Origin of the sequence: Pseudomonas fluorescens Q2-87, from assembly GCF_000281895.1 — a bacterium.
Taxonomy (GTDB): Bacteria; Pseudomonadota; Gammaproteobacteria; order Pseudomonadales; family Pseudomonadaceae; genus Aquipseudomonas; species Aquipseudomonas fluorescens_S.
This window is the reverse complement of record NZ_CM001558.1, coordinates 3,576,601-3,592,200: the sequence shown is the minus strand read 5'-3', so window position 1 is coordinate 3,592,200 and position 15,600 is coordinate 3,576,601. Positions and strand designations below refer to the sequence as shown.

At 61.5% G+C, this 15,600-nt stretch carries 17 protein-coding genes; 14 read left to right on the top strand and 3 right to left on the bottom strand.

What is annotated here, in order from left to right:
* Positions 1-109 precede the first annotated feature (109 nt).
* Positions 110-502 (bottom strand): ester cyclase, encoded by a 393-nt coding sequence (locus tag PFLQ2_RS11870; RefSeq protein ID WP_003182603.1) that lies wholly within the window; start codon positions 500-502, stop codon positions 110-112.
* Positions 503-578: 76 nt separating this feature from the next.
* Positions 579-1,472: a LysR substrate-binding domain-containing protein gene (locus PFLQ2_RS11875; RefSeq protein ID WP_003182601.1), complete on the bottom strand. Its 894-nt coding sequence runs from the start codon at positions 1,470-1,472 to the stop codon at positions 579-581.
* Between the two features lie 225 nt (positions 1,473-1,697).
* Between PFLQ2_RS11875 and PFLQ2_RS11880 the strand changes: the two genes are divergently transcribed.
* From PFLQ2_RS11880 to PFLQ2_RS11920, 9 genes are all read left to right on the top strand, one after another.
* Positions 1,698-2,777, top strand: coding sequence for an ABC transporter substrate-binding protein (locus PFLQ2_RS11880; RefSeq protein ID WP_003182598.1), 1,080 nt, complete (start codon positions 1,698-1,700; stop codon positions 2,775-2,777).
* A 67-nt stretch (positions 2,778-2,844) separates the two neighbouring features.
* Positions 2,845-3,918 carry an ABC transporter ATP-binding protein gene (locus PFLQ2_RS11885; protein WP_003182596.1) on the top strand — a complete coding sequence of 358 codons (1,074 nt, stop codon included), beginning with the start codon at positions 2,845-2,847 and terminating at the stop codon, positions 3,916-3,918.
* The gene (locus tag PFLQ2_RS11890; protein WP_003182595.1) at positions 3,905-4,777 is read left to right on the top strand and encodes an ABC transporter permease; all 873 of its coding nucleotides are present in this window, start codon (positions 3,905-3,907) and stop codon (positions 4,775-4,777) included. The genes PFLQ2_RS11885 and PFLQ2_RS11890 overlap by 14 nt, the downstream gene beginning before the upstream one ends.
* 6 nt (positions 4,778-4,783) lie before the next feature.
* Positions 4,784-5,581: an ABC transporter permease gene (locus tag PFLQ2_RS11895; protein WP_003182593.1), complete on the top strand. Its 798-nt coding sequence runs from the start codon at positions 4,784-4,786 to the stop codon at positions 5,579-5,581.
* Positions 5,578-6,720: an NAD(P)/FAD-dependent oxidoreductase gene (locus tag PFLQ2_RS11900; RefSeq protein ID WP_003182591.1), complete on the top strand. Its 1,143-nt coding sequence runs from the start codon at positions 5,578-5,580 to the stop codon at positions 6,718-6,720. Before PFLQ2_RS11895 ends, PFLQ2_RS11900 begins: the two co-directional genes overlap by 4 nt.
* Positions 6,710-7,063, top strand: coding sequence for a (2Fe-2S)-binding protein (locus PFLQ2_RS11905; protein WP_003182589.1), 354 nt, complete (start codon positions 6,710-6,712; stop codon positions 7,061-7,063). The genes PFLQ2_RS11900 and PFLQ2_RS11905 overlap by 11 nt, the downstream gene beginning before the upstream one ends.
* Positions 7,060-8,436, top strand: a complete 1,377-nt coding sequence (locus PFLQ2_RS11910) for an NAD(P)/FAD-dependent oxidoreductase (RefSeq protein ID WP_003182588.1) — start codon at positions 7,060-7,062, stop codon at positions 8,434-8,436. The genes PFLQ2_RS11905 and PFLQ2_RS11910 overlap by 4 nt, the downstream gene beginning before the upstream one ends.
* Positions 8,429-9,589 carry an NAD(P)/FAD-dependent oxidoreductase gene (locus PFLQ2_RS11915; RefSeq protein ID WP_033046104.1) on the top strand — a complete coding sequence of 387 codons (1,161 nt, stop codon included), beginning with the start codon at positions 8,429-8,431 and terminating at the stop codon, positions 9,587-9,589. The genes PFLQ2_RS11910 and PFLQ2_RS11915 overlap by 8 nt, the downstream gene beginning before the upstream one ends.
* Before the next feature lie 27 nt (positions 9,590-9,616).
* Positions 9,617-9,970, top strand: a complete 354-nt coding sequence (locus tag PFLQ2_RS11920; RefSeq protein ID WP_003182585.1) for a RidA family protein — start codon at positions 9,617-9,619, stop codon at positions 9,968-9,970.
* Between the two features lie 21 nt (positions 9,971-9,991).
* On the opposite strand, the gene PFLQ2_RS11925 is transcribed toward PFLQ2_RS11920, so the two are convergent.
* A complete protein-coding gene (locus tag PFLQ2_RS11925) occupies positions 9,992-10,894 on the bottom strand; it encodes a LysR substrate-binding domain-containing protein (RefSeq protein WP_003182583.1) in 903 nt (300 codons plus the stop codon).
* Positions 10,895-11,135: 241 nt separating this feature from the next.
* Between PFLQ2_RS11925 and PFLQ2_RS11930 the strand changes: the two genes are divergently transcribed.
* The 5 genes from PFLQ2_RS11930 to PFLQ2_RS11950 are packed head-to-tail and all read left to right on the top strand — an operon-like array spanning position 11,136 to position 15,593.
* Positions 11,136-11,981, top strand: a complete 846-nt coding sequence (locus PFLQ2_RS11930) for a transporter substrate-binding domain-containing protein (RefSeq protein ID WP_003182580.1) — start codon at positions 11,136-11,138, stop codon at positions 11,979-11,981.
* Between the two features lie 13 nt (positions 11,982-11,994).
* Positions 11,995-12,657 (top strand): amino acid ABC transporter permease, encoded by a 663-nt coding sequence (locus tag PFLQ2_RS11935; protein ID WP_003182578.1) that lies wholly within the window; start codon positions 11,995-11,997, stop codon positions 12,655-12,657.
* Positions 12,658-12,664: 7 nt separating this feature from the next.
* Complete coding sequence (locus PFLQ2_RS11940; RefSeq protein ID WP_003182576.1) at positions 12,665-13,384, top strand: amino acid ABC transporter permease; 720 nt, start codon at positions 12,665-12,667, stop codon at positions 13,382-13,384.
* A complete protein-coding gene (gene argH, locus PFLQ2_RS11945) occupies positions 13,354-14,856 on the top strand; it encodes an argininosuccinate lyase (protein ID WP_003182573.1) in 1,503 nt (500 codons plus the stop codon). Before PFLQ2_RS11940 ends, argH begins: the two co-directional genes overlap by 31 nt.
* The gene (locus PFLQ2_RS11950; RefSeq protein ID WP_003182571.1) at positions 14,853-15,593 is read left to right on the top strand and encodes an amino acid ABC transporter ATP-binding protein; all 741 of its coding nucleotides are present in this window, start codon (positions 14,853-14,855) and stop codon (positions 15,591-15,593) included. The genes argH and PFLQ2_RS11950 overlap by 4 nt, the downstream gene beginning before the upstream one ends.
* Positions 15,594-15,600 lie beyond the last annotated feature (7 nt).

Below are 15,600 nucleotides of genomic sequence, written 5' to 3'. Positions count from 1 at the left end.
CCCGTAGAAATCGAGGTGGTGGGTCGCTCAACCACCTCGCTGGATTTTAAACCCGGCTCAACACAGTTTTGACTGGGAAAACAGCCTGCGACGAACAGCGCTGCGCCATCTACGCTGATCGGAGCTGAGCTTCGATCGCCTCCTTGTCGATGACCGACCAGACCTCGCGGATCCTGCCGTCTTCGAAGGCGTAGAAAACGTGTTCCTTGAAGGACACCCGTGCCCCGTTCACCGCAAGGCCCAAAAACGTCCCGATCGGGCAGCAATTGAATGCCAGGCGAGCCGCCAACTTAGGTGGGTCAATCACCAGGAAATCCATTTCAAAGCGCAAGTCGGGAATATCCCGATAGTTCGCTTCCAGCATGCTTCGATAGCCGTGCAACCCTAATCGTCGCGCGTTGTGTACCACCTCCGGGTGCACATAATGGCCTAGGTTTTCCCAGTCCTGCGCATTCAGGCAGGCGATATAGTCGCGATAAAGATCTGCAAGGGTCGAGGTCATGGGCTGATTCTCCGCTGCCTGTCTGTTTGTTCAGAAATTGATGGGTGAGCGATGGCTGGAAAGCCAGGACACCGGGTCATGCGTCTTCCACGTCTCGATAATAGGCCTTCAACGTATCGACGAACTCCTCGGCCAGTCGCGTCCGTGTGGGTGCGGTCGGCCATATCACATAGGTCGGAAAGAGGATGTCCGGGGTGAATGGCCTGACCACGATGTCCCGATGCAGATAATCCTTGGCGACCAGCGGGTGGGCGAGGGTGATGCCCATGCCGAGCGCGACCATTTCGCAGTTGATCGCGCTGTACTGCGCCTCGACGGCCATTATCCGCTCGACGCCTGCCTGTTCGAACAAGCCATCCACCTGTGATCGAGTGCCGTCGCCATGGCAGAGTGAAACGAATGGCTGGCCTTCGAGGTCCTGGAAGGTAATCTGCGCCCGTGCCGCCAGTGCATGCGTGCGAGGCAATACGCACACGGCCGCTTTTTCGGCGAGCAATTCGATCTGCTCGCTGTTGACGTCGCCGGGATGAACCACGATGCCGATGTCGCAAAACTGCGACTTGACCCATTGCTCCACTGTGGGCGAGGAGTTCACGTGCAGCGACACCGTGAGTTCGGGCCGCGTGACGGTGAAGTTCTTGATCACTGCTGGAAGCAGGCTCAGGCCGGTCGACGGTACCGCTGCTACACGCAAACGCCCGGTGCCCAGGTTGCGAATGTTCTTCGCCGAATGCTTGAGGCTGTCGAGGCCGACATAGGCGCGTTCCACTTCATGAAAAAATGCCTGGCCTTCCTGCGTGGGGACCAGCCGCGCGCCTGCGCGCTTGAACAGGGTCAGTCCGGTGCTCAGTTCCAACTGCGCGATCAGCCGGCTGACATTGGGCTGCGAGGTATATAGCACCTCGGCTGCCGCGGTCATGGAGCCCAGTCGCATGACGCTGCGGAATGCTTCGATTTGCCTGAGATTCATGCTTGCCCTTCATATCAAATATGAATAGTTAACCGGGATATTCTGATTTGACCATATGGATGGTGCATCGCAATACTCCCAATCAGCAACCCCATAGCGCACCTGAAGATGCGCCATCGGCGCGAGGTATTCGCCGACAACATGCAGCGTGCTGCATGGCTTCGATTGACGCCGAAGCAACTGACGCATTGTTCGATCTGCCCCCACGCACTTCGGAGATAGTCTGTGAATAGCCCTAACTCGACCTCAGCAATACCGCCGTTCAGTCCCCTGGCCCGCATTGCCACTGCTGTCACCGTGACCCTCTTGGGGCTGGGCAGTAGCGGCGCCGTTTTCGCCGAGCCGACGCTGTATGTCGCGGGTGTGGGCGGATCAACCGAGCAGATGTACAAGACCAAGGTTATTCCGGCCTTCGAGAAGCAGCACAACGTCAAAGTGATCTACGTCGCAGGCAACTCGACGGAAACCCTGGCCAAATTGCAGGCCCAGAAAGGTCGCCAGCAAATCAACGTGGCCATGATGGACGATGGGCCGATGTACCAGGCGTTGCAAATGGGACTGTGTGCAAAACTCAGCGATGCGCCGGTCTATCAAGACCTCTATCCGCTCGCGCGAATCAGCCCTGAAGCGACCGGGATCGGCGTAGTCGCCACCGGTATCGGCTACAACGAAGAGGCCTTCAAGAAGCGTGGCTGGGCCCCGCCCGATTCCTGGGAAGACCTCACCGATACACGTTACAAGCAATTGCTGGGCATGCCGCCCGTGACCAACACCTATGGCTTGCATACGCTGGTGCAGATGGCTCGTTTGCGCGGTGGTGGCGAAAAGAATATCGATCCCGGCTTCAAGGCGCTGAAGGACGAAATCGGTCCCAATGTCCTGGCCTGGGTCTCGGCGCCAGGTGAAATGGACGGCATGATGCAGAACGGTGACGTGGTCATGGCCGTGTATGGCAGCGGTCGTGCAATGGCGTTGCAGAGCACCGGCTTCCCACTCAAGTTCATCTACCCCAAAGAGGGCGGCATCGCCCTGCAGATCGCCGCCTGTGGCATCACGCCCAACGCGCAGCCTGAGCTGTCCCAGCAATTCATCCAATATGTGCTGTCGCCGCAAGTGCAGGAAATCCAGGCGCGGGAAAACGGTTTCGCACCGGTCAACAAAACCGTCAGTCTTGAGCCGGATGTCGCCGCGCGCATGCCCTACGGCCCGGAGAAGGTCAATGCCTTGATCAAGGTCGATTGGGACACGATCAACCAGCAGCGTAGCGAGTGGACGACGCGCTGGAACCGCACGGTCGAACGCTAGCGTCCACGGGCTCCGATCCTTCCCGAAACCTTTCTGGAGGCGCAGGCCCGGCCTGCGTGGCAAGCCAATGGCATTTCTTACGCTTGAAGGCCTCGTCAAGACCTATGGCAGTTTCAAAGCCATCGACGGCTTGGACCTGGAGGTGCAGCATGGTGAGTTCATCGCTTTGCTCGGACCCTCCGGGTGCGGCAAAACCACCACGCTGCAATCCATCGCCGGTTTCGTTCAGCCCACACAGGGGCGCATCGTTCTGGATGGCCGCGACATCACCCATGTACGGCCTGAGCAGCGGGGGCTGGGGATCGTCTTCCAGAGTTACGCGTTATTTCCCCACATGAGCGTCGCGCAGAACATCAGCTTTGGCCTGGAAATGCGTGGCGTACCCAAGGCCGAACGCCGCCAGCGCATCGACGAGGCACTGGCGCTGGTGCGCCTCGACGGCCTCGGCGAGCGTTACCCCAAGGCGTTGTCTGGCGGCCAACGGCAGCGGGTCGCCATTGCCCGGGCCCTGGCCATTCGCCCGAACCTGCTGTTGCTCGACGAGCCCATGTCCAACCTCGACGCCAAGCTGCGCGAGGAGATGCACATCGAATTGCGGGCGATTCAGCGTGACCTGGGCATCACTACCATTCTGGTGACCCACGATCAGGTCGAAGCCATGACCATGAGCGATCGCATCGCCGTGATGCAAAAAGGTCGGATCGTGCAGATCGACACCCCGTATGAAGCCTACGAGCGCCCGCATTCACCTTTTGCGTCGGCGTTCCTGGGCAAGACCAATGCTTTCGCTGGTGCCGTACAGGCTCGCAACGAACGGTGTTGCAACGTGCAGGTCAAGGACACGCTGCTGCATGTCCCCCATGAAGACCGGGCGCTGGGCAATGAAGTCAATGTCTACATCCGACCGGAAAAGATTCGCCTGACGGAGAGCGGCAGCGGCCGTTTGAACGGGCGCATCCGCTTGCGCGTATTCCTTGGCAATCTTTGGTTGATCGCGGTGGAAACCCACTTGGGCATGGTGCACATGACCCAGCCGAACCTGGGCACTCCGCCGCCCGATGAAGGCCATGAAATCGGCCTGGACTGGTCAGACGATGACCTTCGCCTGCTAGATCGGGAGGCTGCCCATGGCCAGGTATGATGCCGAGCATGTCGGTGCCGCGCCCTGGTTGCTCAGCGGTCCGGCGTTACTGGTGTTCATCGCGTTGCTGCTGGTGCCGCTGCTGCTGACGGCAGTGCTCTCGCTCAACCTGTTCAGCGATACCGAGGGCGTGTTGCCGGCCTACAGCCTTGGCAATTACCTTGAGGTGTTCAAGGACGGTTACTTCCACGACATCTTTTTGCGCACCGGTGGCCTGGCGCTGGCCGTGACAGTTCTTTGCGTGCTGTTGGGGGTGCCGGAAACCATCATCATTGCGCGCATGGCGCCGCGCTGGCGCTCGTTGTTCCTGCTGGTGGTGTTGGGGCCGCTGCTGATTTCGGTGGTGGTGCGCACGCTCGGCTGGGCGATCCTGCTGGGCAACAACGGCCTGATCAATGATGCCTTGCAGGCGCTGGGCATCACTGACCAGCCGGTGAAGATGTTATTCACCCAACTGGGCGTAATCATCGCGCTGACCCATGTGCTGGTGCCGTTCATGGTGATTGCCGTGTGGGCCACCTTGCAGCGCCTGGACCTGCAGGTGGAGTGGGCCGGATTGTCCCTTGGGGCCTCGCGGCTGACGGTGTTCCGTCGGATCATCCTGCCGCAAATCATGCCCGGCATCCTTTCTGGTTCGATCATTGTCTTCGCCCTGGCGGCGTCCGCCTTCGCCACCCCGGCGATCATCGGCGGTCGACGTCTGAAAGTGGTGGCGACTGCGGCCTACGACGAATTTCTCGGCACCCTCAACTGGCCCCTCGGCGCCGCCATTGCGATGCTCCTGCTGGTTGCCAACCTGATCATCATCCTGGGTTGCAGCAAGCTGGCCGAACGTCGTTTCAAGCAAGTCTTCGAGTAGCCGGCCATGCACAAGAACGGATTTTTCTCGCTGCTGTACCACCTGCTGTTCATCACTTTCATCGTCGCGCCGCTGGTGGTGGTGATGGCGATCGCCTTTACCGATAAGGGCTACCTGTCGTTGCCCACCGACGGCTTGTCGTTGCGCTGGTTCCGGGCGCTGCTTGAGAACCAGGAAATGCTCGACGCATTCTTCCTGTCGTTGAAGCTGGGCCTGTTTTCAGCCACTGTCGCGACGCTGCTGGCGGTCCCGGCGGCATTGGCGATCAGCCGCTACGAGTTCGCCGGGCGCAGCACGCTGACGGGTTTTCTGCTGTCGCCGCTGATGATTCCTTCCGTGGTGTTGGGCATCGCATTCCTGCGGTTTTTCTCCATGGCACAGATTGGCGGATCGTTCTGGGCGCTGAGCATCACCCACGTGATTGTGGTGTTGCCCTATGCCTTGCGGCTGACGCTGGCTTCGACCATCGGCCTGGAGCGCGACATCGAACAAGCAGCCCTGTCACTCGGCGCACGGCGCTGGAGCGCTTTTTATCGGGTGGTGCTGCCGCGTATCCGCACAGGGGTGATGGGCGGCTGGATGTTGGCGTTCATCCAGAGCTTCGATGAGCTGACCATGACCGTATTCGTCGCCACGCCAGGCACCACGACGTTGCCGGTGGCCATGTACAACCAGATCTCCCAGACCATTGATCCGTTGATCACTGCGGTTTCCACGGTGCTGATCATTGGAACCCTGTTGTTGATGCTGGTGCTCGACCGCATGGTCGGGCTGGATCGGGTATTGATCGGAGAAAGTAAATGAGCCAGGACAGGCACAATCCCGTGCAGTCGCAAGTGATCGTTATCGGCGGCGGGCTGGTGGGCATGGCGGTGGCCTATGGCTTGGCACGCAACGGTGTCGACATCCAGGTGCTCGATCAGGGCGATGATGCGTTTCGTGCCTCTCGGGGCAATTTCGGCCTGGTCTGGGTCCAGGGCAAGGGCCATGACCTCCCGGATTACTCGCGCTGGACTCGGTCTTCGGCCACTCGCTGGCCGGCGCTTGCCCAGGCGCTGATGGCCGACAGCGGTATCGATGTCCAGCTCAGGCAACCGGGTGGCTTCCATATGTGCTTCAACGACGAAGAACTGTTGGAGCGTCAGTCGCGGCTGCAAACCTTGCGGGATGCGCTGGGGGATTATCCGTTCGAAATGCTGGACGCCGCCGAACTGAAAGCCCGCTTGCCATTGATCGGCCCAGCGGTGGTCGGTGCCAGCTATACGCCTCAGGACGGCCACGTCAATCCACTGAAATTGCTTCGGGCCTTGCACGCCTCGGCCCAGGCCAAAGGCGTGCGATTGCTGGGTGGCGTGCAGGTCGAGCGCATTGATTGCGCCGCCGGCGAGTTTCGGGTGAGAGCCGGCCAACGCTGCTTCGTCGCGCCAAGGATCGTCCTGGCCGCCGGCCTGGGCAACGCGGCGCTGGCCCGGCAGGTGGGCCTGTATGCACCGGTAGCGCCCAACCGCGGACAAGTGTTGATCAGCGAGCGGATCCGGCCATTTCTTCACTATCCGACGCTCAACGTGCGCCAGACCGATGAAGGCACCGTACAGCTTGGCGATTCCATGGAGGAGGTGGGCTTTGATGACGGCACGTCCACCGAGGTGTTGGCCGCCATCGCCAAGCGCGGTGTCACGACCTTTCCCTTGCTGCGGGACGTGGGGCTGGTCCGGGCCTGGGGCGCATTGCGGGTGATGAGCCCGGACGGATTGCCCATTTACCAGCAATCAAGCGCGCACCCGGGGGCCTTCGTGGTCACCTGTCACAGCGGCGTGACCTTGGCGGCCGCCCATGCCCTGCGCATCGCGCCGTGGATCATGGGCGGGCCGCCGCCTGATGAGCTGGGAGTGTTTTCCGGAGATCGTTTTCTAACCGACAAGGTGTTTTCACATGCGCACTGATCCGCTGTTTCAACCGATCACCAGTGAGGTCAGGGCGACGCGGACGGTGAGCCTGACGTTCAACGATCAACCGCTGAACGTGCCCGCCGGCATGAGCGTCGCCGCTGCCTTGCTGATGTCTGGCATCGATCGCTTTCGCGCCACCCCGGTCAGTGAGTCGCCTCGAGCGCCGTACTGCATGATGGGCGTGTGCTTCGAATGCCTGGTCGAGATCGATGGCGTCCCTAACCGCCAAAGCTGCCTGATCGAAGTGGCTGACGGCATGCGCATCCATTCCCAGGAGGGCGCACGGGATCTGATCTATCGAACGATGAATGTCCAGGCCGTGGAGGTGCAGTCATGAACCCTGAAAGCGTCGAGGTCGTGGTGATTGGCGCGGGCGCGGCCGGCATGGCTGCGGCGACGCGGTTGGCCGGGTTGGGCTTGCAGGTGGTGTTGCTGGATGAGCAGGGGAGCCCGGGTGGGCAGATCTATCGAGGCATCAGCCTGGCACCTCTGTCACGGCGGGCTTTGCTGGGGCCCGATTATGCCCAGGGCAATGAATGGGTCCAGGCCCTGGCCGCTTCGAGCGTGCGTTATGAGAAAGGTGCATCGGTGTGGCAAGTGACCCGGGAGCGCCAGGTCAGTTATCTGCGTGAAGGCCGCCTGTATACGCTGGATGCCAAGGCCGTGCTGTTGGCCACCGGTGCCATGGAACGACCGTTTCCGATTCCTGGTTGGACCTTGCCCGGCGTGATGAGTGTCGGCGCCGCGCAGATCCTGTTGAAAAGCTCAGGCCTGGCACCGAGCGAGCCGGTGGTCTTGGCCGGCTGCGGCCCGCTGTTGTACCTGCTCGGCTGGCAGTACCTGCGGGCGGGTGTAACGATCAAGGCCCTGGTCGACACCACGCGGCCAGAAGACTACTGGCGCGCCCGTCGCCCCCTGTTTGCTGCCTTGCGGGCCTGGCCGTACCTGCGCAAGGGGTTGGAGTTGATGCGCAGCTTGCGTGCTGCCGGTATTGCTCACCACAGCGGTGCCGAAGACTTGGCAATCGAAGGCGAGCAGGCGGCGCAGGCCCTGACATTCAACGTTTCGGGCAAGGCGCAACGCATCGCCACGCGCTGCGTGCTGTTGCATCAGGGCGTGGTGCCGAACATCCAGTTCAGCCAGGCGTTGCGCGCCCGCCATGAATGGGACCCGCAGCAGCTGTGTTTCACTCCGGTCAGCGATCCATGGGGAGAACTGGATGTGCCGGGGGTCTATGTCGCGGGCGACGGTGCGGGCATCGGCGGGGCGCAGGCGGCGGCGTTGCAGGGGCAACTGACGGCGCTGGGAATTGCCGCGCGGCTCAAGGCGATCAGCGCTGCTGATCGTAATGAACAGGCTCGAAAGTTGCGCCTGCAACTTGAAGCCAATCTGCGGATCCGGCCCTTCCTCGATGCGCTGTATCAACCAAAGGAACAAAACCGTATTCCAGCCGACGAGGTGATGGTCTGCCGTTGCGAGGAAGTGACGGCAGGTGAGCTGCGCGGCTTCGTCGCCCTGGGCTGCGCGGGCCCGAACCAGGCCAAGGCCTTTGGCCGTTGTGGCATGGGACCGTGCCAGGGGCGCATGTGCGGCCTGACGGTCACCGAAGTCATCGCCAAGGCCCGGGGGGTGTCGGCGGCCGAAGTCGGGTATTACCGAATTCGACCGCCGATAAAGCCCATCACCTTGGGGGAGTTGGCCGGTGAGTGAGGCGAGTGGGCGCGTGGCGGATGTGCTGGTGATTGGCGGCGGCATCCATGGCCTGAGCACTGCGTTATTCCTCGCGCAAGCTGGCGTCAGGGTGACGGTGCTGGAAGCGGAGTATTGCGGCCGCCACGCCTCTGGCGTGAACGCCGGAGGGGTGCGTACCCTGGGGCGCCACACAGCGGAAATTCCGTTGGCCCTGGCCTCGCGGCAGCTTTGGCATGATCTTGAGAACAGCTTGGGCGGCGACGGCGGTTTTGTTCCCAGCGGGCAGCTCAAGCTGGCGGAGAGCGCGGCGGAGCTACTGGAGTGCCGGCTCCGTGTCGAGCACCTCCAGGCGTTGGGTTTCACCCACGAAGTGCTGATCGACCAGCACCAGGTGTTCGAGAAAGTGCCGAGCATTTCCCGGCATGTGACGGGCGGTATCTGGGTCGAGGACGATGGCTACGCGGTGCCTTACAAGACGGTCACCGCGTTTCGCCTGGCTGCGCAGAGACGTGGTGTACGGATCCACGAGAACACCCCGGCCCAGCGCATCGAACAAACCGGCTCTGGATGGCAAGTGCACACACCTGGCGGCTGTTTCAGCGCGGAACATCTGGTGGTGACGGCAGGCGCCTGGGCCGCCGAGCTGGCGGCGCAGGTTGGCGAGCCGGTCCCGGCCCATCCCGAAGGCCTGATGTTGATGGTCACCCATCGGGTCGCACCGTTCTGTGCCCCGGTGTTGGGCGCCACGACAAGGGCCTTGTCCTTCAAGCAGTTCGCCAACGGCACCGTCGTGATTGGTGGCAAGCTGATCGGGTCGTTGGATTTTCTCTCGCGCCATGGCGAAGTCGACATGACGCGTCTGGGCAGCAGCGCGCGCACGGTCACCGACTTGTTCCCCCATTTGCGACACTTGGGCGTCAACCGCGTCTGGGCCGGCGTTGAAGCCTTTACCGCCGATGACCTACCGGTGATAGGGGCCAGTCGCAAGGCCAGCAACCTCAGCTACTCATTTGGATTTTGTGGCAGCGGCTTTCAGATGGGCCCTGGCACCGGTAAACGCCTGGCCCAGCTTATTTTGGGCGAGCATTCGGACATCTCCCTGGAACCCTTCGCCATCGACCGTTTCGAAGTCACCGCCACTGTGACGGCTTCAAATGGCCAACCCACCTAAACCCTGTTGCAACACTAAGGAGTTCACATGCTGGACATCACCCGGATCGAAACCAATCAACGCATGAGCCGCGTCGTTCAATGCAATGGCTTCACCTTTCTCGGCGGCCAGACGGCCGCTGACCGGACGCAGGACATCAAGGGCCAGACCGCCCAGGTGCTGGCAAAAATCGACAACTACCTGGCCCAGGCCGGTCTGGACAAGACTCGCATTCTCAGTGCCCAGGTCTGGCTGTCGGATATCCAGGCCCATTTCGCCGGTATGAACGAGGTGTGGGACGCCTGGGCCCCGGAAGGCCATGCACCGGCGCGCGCCACCGTTGAATCGCGTCTTGCGGCCCCGGACCTGTTGGTGGAAATCACCGTCATCGCCGCGGGTTGATCGCCAGCGGCGCCTTGCTGCTCACTGCCAGTCCTTCGCGACGGCGGTGAGCATTTCATGGATCAATTGCCCGAACCGTTGTGTCAGCAGGCTTTGCGGCCTGTCTGCCGGAAGTAGCAGGTAAGTCGGGAAGCGTATCTGTGGACGAAAGGGGCGGGTTTCGATACCGGTGTGCAGGTATTCCAGCGCCACGATCGGACTGACGATGCTCACGCCCAGCCCAAGTCCTACCAGTGAACAAATGGTGGCGGCGTAAGGCGTTTCCAGGTTCAGCTTGCGATGGCCTCGGTCTTCGGGGAATGCCCGGTCGACTCGGGTCCGCGAGCCGTCATTCTGGGACAGCGAAATGAATTCCTCGCCTTTGAGGTCTTCCGGTCCGATGGACGCCAGTGCGCTCAGTCGATGGCCCTTGGGAAATACACAGACTCCCGGCACATCGCAAATCAACTGGGTCGTCACCCCCGGCATGTCCTCACCCACGTACGACACCAGTCCCAGATCGCAAAATTGCGAGGCGGCCCAATGGGCGACCATGGGGGAGTCGTTGGTATGCAGCGAGATCGCGACGTCCGGGTTCTCCTGGCGAAAGCGCTGGATCACGCGGGGCAACACGGTCAGTGACAGCGACGGGACCGCGGCGATACGCAAGCGCCCCGTGCCGGCGCGCCGGATGTTCTGTGCCGATTTCTCAAGGCTGTGCAGGCCGATGAAGGCCCGTTCGACATCGGCGAACAACGCGGCCCCTTCATCGGTAGGAAGCAGGCGTCCAGCGACCCGCTCGAACAGCTTGAAGCCGGCGTTACGCTCCAGTTGGGCGATCAATCGGCTGATGTTGGGTTGGGAGGTATGCAGGGACTCGGCTGCGGCGGTCATCGAGCCACTCAACATGACCGCGCGAAAGGCTTCGACTTGTTTGAAGTTCATGGCGTCCCATATCAATTCGGTATGAATGACTGATGAATTGTCATTTGTTTGCATGAGTTGCAGGCTTTATAAATCCATTACATCGACGTGAACGCGAACGCGCCAACGCGATGCAGTTCGAGCATACGGCAGTCATAAGCATAAAAAAACGCCGCTCTTTTATCTCATTTCTGCCCTTGTATTTCAGGGTGTCGTCCAGCCTCAACGCCGTTCGATACCGCTATGTAAACCAGGAGGCATCATGTCGTTTTCGTTCAAGATTCTTGGCAGTGCACTGGCATTCTCATGCCTGGCGCTGGGTGGTCTGACCCAGGCCCAGGCGTCTGGATTACCTGCGGTTCCCGATGAGATCAAGGAGGCCGGCCAACTGCGTGCCGGCGTGCGTTGCGACCAGCCGCCGTATGGCTTCCAGGACAGCAGCGGCCAGTTCGCCGGCGTTGAAGTGGAGATGGCCAGGCAAGTTGCGCTGTGGGCGCTGGGCTCGAAGGACAAGGTGTCGTTTACCTGTGTCACGGCGGAGAACCGCGTCCCGCAGTTGCTTGGACGCAAGGTTGATTTCCTGATCGCAACCCTGGGCGTCACCCCTGAACGCCTGCGCGTGATTGACTTCAGCACGCCGTATCGTTGGGGCGCCAGCGACGTGGTGGTGAAGAAGGACAGTGCGATCAGAAAGATCGCCGACCTCAAGGGCAAGACCCTCGCCACGCTCAAGGGTTCGGTGCAGGCCAAGTGGTTCGAGGACCATATGCCGGAGGTCAAGACGTTGCGCATGAACAGCGCCGCCGATGCGCTGCAGACCTTCCGCCAGGGCCGTGCCGATGCCTACACCCACGATGCCGCGACGCTGGTGGTGGTGGCGGACAACGACAAGGACGCGCGCCTGCTCAACGAGCCCTTCCAGATTTCCGACGCCGCGATCGGTGTGCGCAAGAACGACGAGCCATGGCGCGACTACCTGAGTGCCGCCGTGGCGCGCATGCACGAGGAAAAGCTGTTCCGTGGATGGATCCAGCAATACGTGCCGCAGGGCATCCAGAGCTACTACCTGAGCGTCTTCGAGCAGCCCAAGCCTGCCGAAGCCCTTTGAGCGGACGCCAACCATGGATTTCGATTTCAATTACCTGGTGGCCCAGTGGCCGGCGCTACTCGATGGCGTACAGATGACCTTGCAGGTGTCGGTACTCGCCATTATCTGCTCACTGCTCGTGGGGGTCCTGGGCGGTGCCGCGCGGGTGATGAAGGTGCCGGTGCTGACGCAGGCCGTGGTGCTGTATGTGGAACTGATCCGCAACACGCCGATCCTGGTGCAGTTGTTCTTCATTTTCTATGGGTTGCCCGCCATCGGCATGGGACTGTCGCTGTTCTGGTCGGGCGTCTTGTGCCTGTCGCTCTGGGCCGGGGCCTATCAGATCGAGAACGTGCGGGGCGGGCTGGCGACCGTGGAGCATGGCATGCGTGAAGCGAGCGTTGCCCTGAGCCTCAAGCCGGCGCATTACTTTTTCCTGGTGGCCTTGCCCATCGCGTTTCGGACCAGTCTGCCAGCGGTATTGAACACCTCCATTTCGCTGCTCAAGAACTCCTCCTACTTGCAGGCGATCGGCCTTGCCGAGCTGACGTTCGTCGCGGTGGATCGCATAGCCACGGATTTTCGTGCGATCGAAATGTTCAGCGCCATTTGCGTGATTTACCTGGCGCTGGTGGGAATCCTGGCGCTGTTGACGGGACGGCTCTCGGCCCGCCTGCAACGACCTTTCCAACACTGAGGCCAGCATGAATTTCCTGATCGAAAACTGGGCCTTCGTTTGCAAGGGCCTGTGGATGACCCTGCGCCTGGCGATGGTGGTGCTGCTGTTCACCACGCTGATCTCCATCGTTCTGGGCGTCATGGCGACGCTGAAGAACCGCCTGTTGGGGTGGACCATCCACGCTTACGTCGAGCTGTTTCGCTCGATTCCGCTGATCGTCAATGTGTTCTTCATTTTTTTCGGCGCACCGATGCTGGGCCTGGACCTGAGTCCGTTCGCGGCGGTGACCACCGGACTGACCCTGTGGGGCAGTGCCAATGGCATCGAGATTGTGCGCGGTGGCCTGGAATCGGTGGCTCGCCACCAATGGAAAAGCGCCTGGGCGCTGGGGCTGCGTCCTTGGCAGATCTATCTGTACGTGATCGCGCCACAGTCGATGCGGGCCATTCTGCCGGCCTATACCGGTCTGCTGACCATGTTGGTACAGGCCACGTCCCTGGGGGCGCTGGTGGGTGTCGGCGAGTTTCTCAAGGTCGGCCAGATCATCATCGAGCGCGACACCGTCATGACCGGCGTCAGCCCCGCGTTCAGCGTCTACGGCCTGGTCCTGTTGGTGTATTTCGTCATCTGTTCACTGCTGAGTTGGCTCAGCCGTTATCTCGAACGTCGGCTGGGTCGCCCAGTGACGCGTGCCACTCCTAAAGAGGTTTCAACATGCAAGCATCCAAAGTCAGCCGACGCCTGAAGGAAGCCACCGCTCCGGAAGTCAACGAGTACATCTACCGGCCGCGCCTGCAGGGGTTCGCCGAAGGTTTCGACCTCTTGGGCAACATCAACAAGGCCCATATCGTCATGCTTGCCGAGCAGGGCCTGATCCGTGATGAGCACGCCACTGTGTTGGCCAAGGGTGTCCTGGAGATGGAGGAGGCCGGACCGGGTGAAGTGTCCCTCGATCCCTCCCGGGAGGACGCCTATTTCAACTATGAAGCCCACTTGATCGGGTTGATCGGCACCGATATCGGCGGCCGCCTGCACACGGGTCGCAGTCGCAACGACATCCTCGCCACGCTCGACCGGCTGCGTTGCCGCGAGGTACTGATGGACTTGATCGATGCCTTGCTTGAAGTCCGGCAAACAGCCGTCGACAACGCTGAGGTGTTCGCCGATGTGGTGATGCCCGGCTATACCCACCTGCAACCGGCACAACCGATCACCTACGGCTATTACCTTTCGGCGGTGGAACAGGCGCTGGCCCGCGATTGCAAGCGCCTGACCCAGACGTTGGAGTCGATGAACCAAAGCCCGCTGGGCGCGGCGGCCTTCGCCGGGACGCCGTTCAACATCGATCGTGGACGCACCGCTGAATTGCTGGGTTTCGATGGTTATCTGGACAACGCCCTGGACGCGGTCGGCTCGCGGGATTTCATTCTCGAAAGCCTGTCGCACCTGAGTCTGCTGGCGGTGTTCTGGAGCCGTGTGGCCCAGGACTACTTTGTCTGGAGCACGCACGAATTCAGCCTGATCGACTTCCCCGACAGCGTGGCCGCGACGTCGAGCATCATGCCGCAAAAGAAAAACCCCACGGTGCTGGAATACCTCAAGGGTCGTAGCGGGCATATCGTTGGCTTGTTGATGGGAGCGAGCATCAGCATCAAGGGCAGCAACTTCTCCCACACCGGCGACGGCAATCGCGAGGGCACCCGTGGATTTTGGGAGGCCGCCGACGAGAGCCTGCGCTGCCTGAAGCTACTGAACCTGGTGTTGCGCACCGCGACGCCGAACTTCGAGCTGGCCGTACGCCGCGCGGGCGAGGACTTTTCGACCGCCACCGGCCTTGCCGACCTGATCGTTCAGGAAGCGGACCTGTCGTTCCGCGAGGCCCATCACGTGGTGGGCGGTGTCGTGCGCATGGCCATGGATGCGGGCATGCTCGCGCACCAGATCGATACCGCCATGGTCGACCTATGTGCGCTGGAGCAACTGGGGCACGCGCTGAATCTTCCAGCCCAGAAAGTGCGAGATTGCCTCGACCCCATCGCCAACGTACAGGCCAGAATTTCAGCGGGGGGGCCGTCGATGGCTTCACTCAAACCGAGCCTGCTTCGCGCCAACACGCGTGTCGCCACCGAGCGCCACGCCAATCAGGCCCGTCGTGCTCGTTTGGCGACGGCCCAGGAGCGTCTGCAAGCGGCTACACGGGCACAGGCGGGGAGATGAACACGATGTTGACGGTACGTGGGTTGCACAAGCGGTTCGGTGACCACGAGGTGGTCAAAGGGGTGGACCTGGACGTCGCCGAGGGCGAAGTGGTGGTGATCATTGGCCCCAGCGGGTCGGGAAAGTCGACCTTCATTCGCTGCCTCAACAGCCTCGAAGCACCTTCAGCGGGCAGCGTGGTCATCGGCAACGGTGCGTCGATCAAGGCCGGCGATCGCAAGGCGCTGGCGAAGCTGCGGGAGGAGGTGGGCATGGTGTTCCAGGACTACACCTTGTTCCCGCACATGTCGGTGCTGGCGAACATGATGCTCGCACCGGTCAAGCTCAAGCGCGCATCGAAGGCCCAGGCGCAAAGCAATGCGCTGACGTTGCTGGATCGCGTCGGGCTACGGCATAAGGCTGACAGCTATCCGTCCGAGCTGTCCGGTGGTCAGCAACAGCGGGTGGCGATCGTCCGCGCCTTGGCCATGAAGCCCAAGCTGCTGCTGTTCGATGAACCCACATCGGCGCTGGACCCGGAAACGGTCGGCGATGTGCTGAATGTAATGAAGGGCTTGGCCGTCGAAGGCATGACCATGATCGTCGTGACTCACGAGATGGGTTTCGCCCGTGAGGTGGCGGATCGGGTGGTGTTTTTCGACGGCGGGCGGATCGTCGAGATGGGCCCACCCTCACAGATTTTCAGCACGCCAAAAGAACCCCGGACACGGCAATTTCTTCAGGCGGTGCTTCACTAGCGCGACG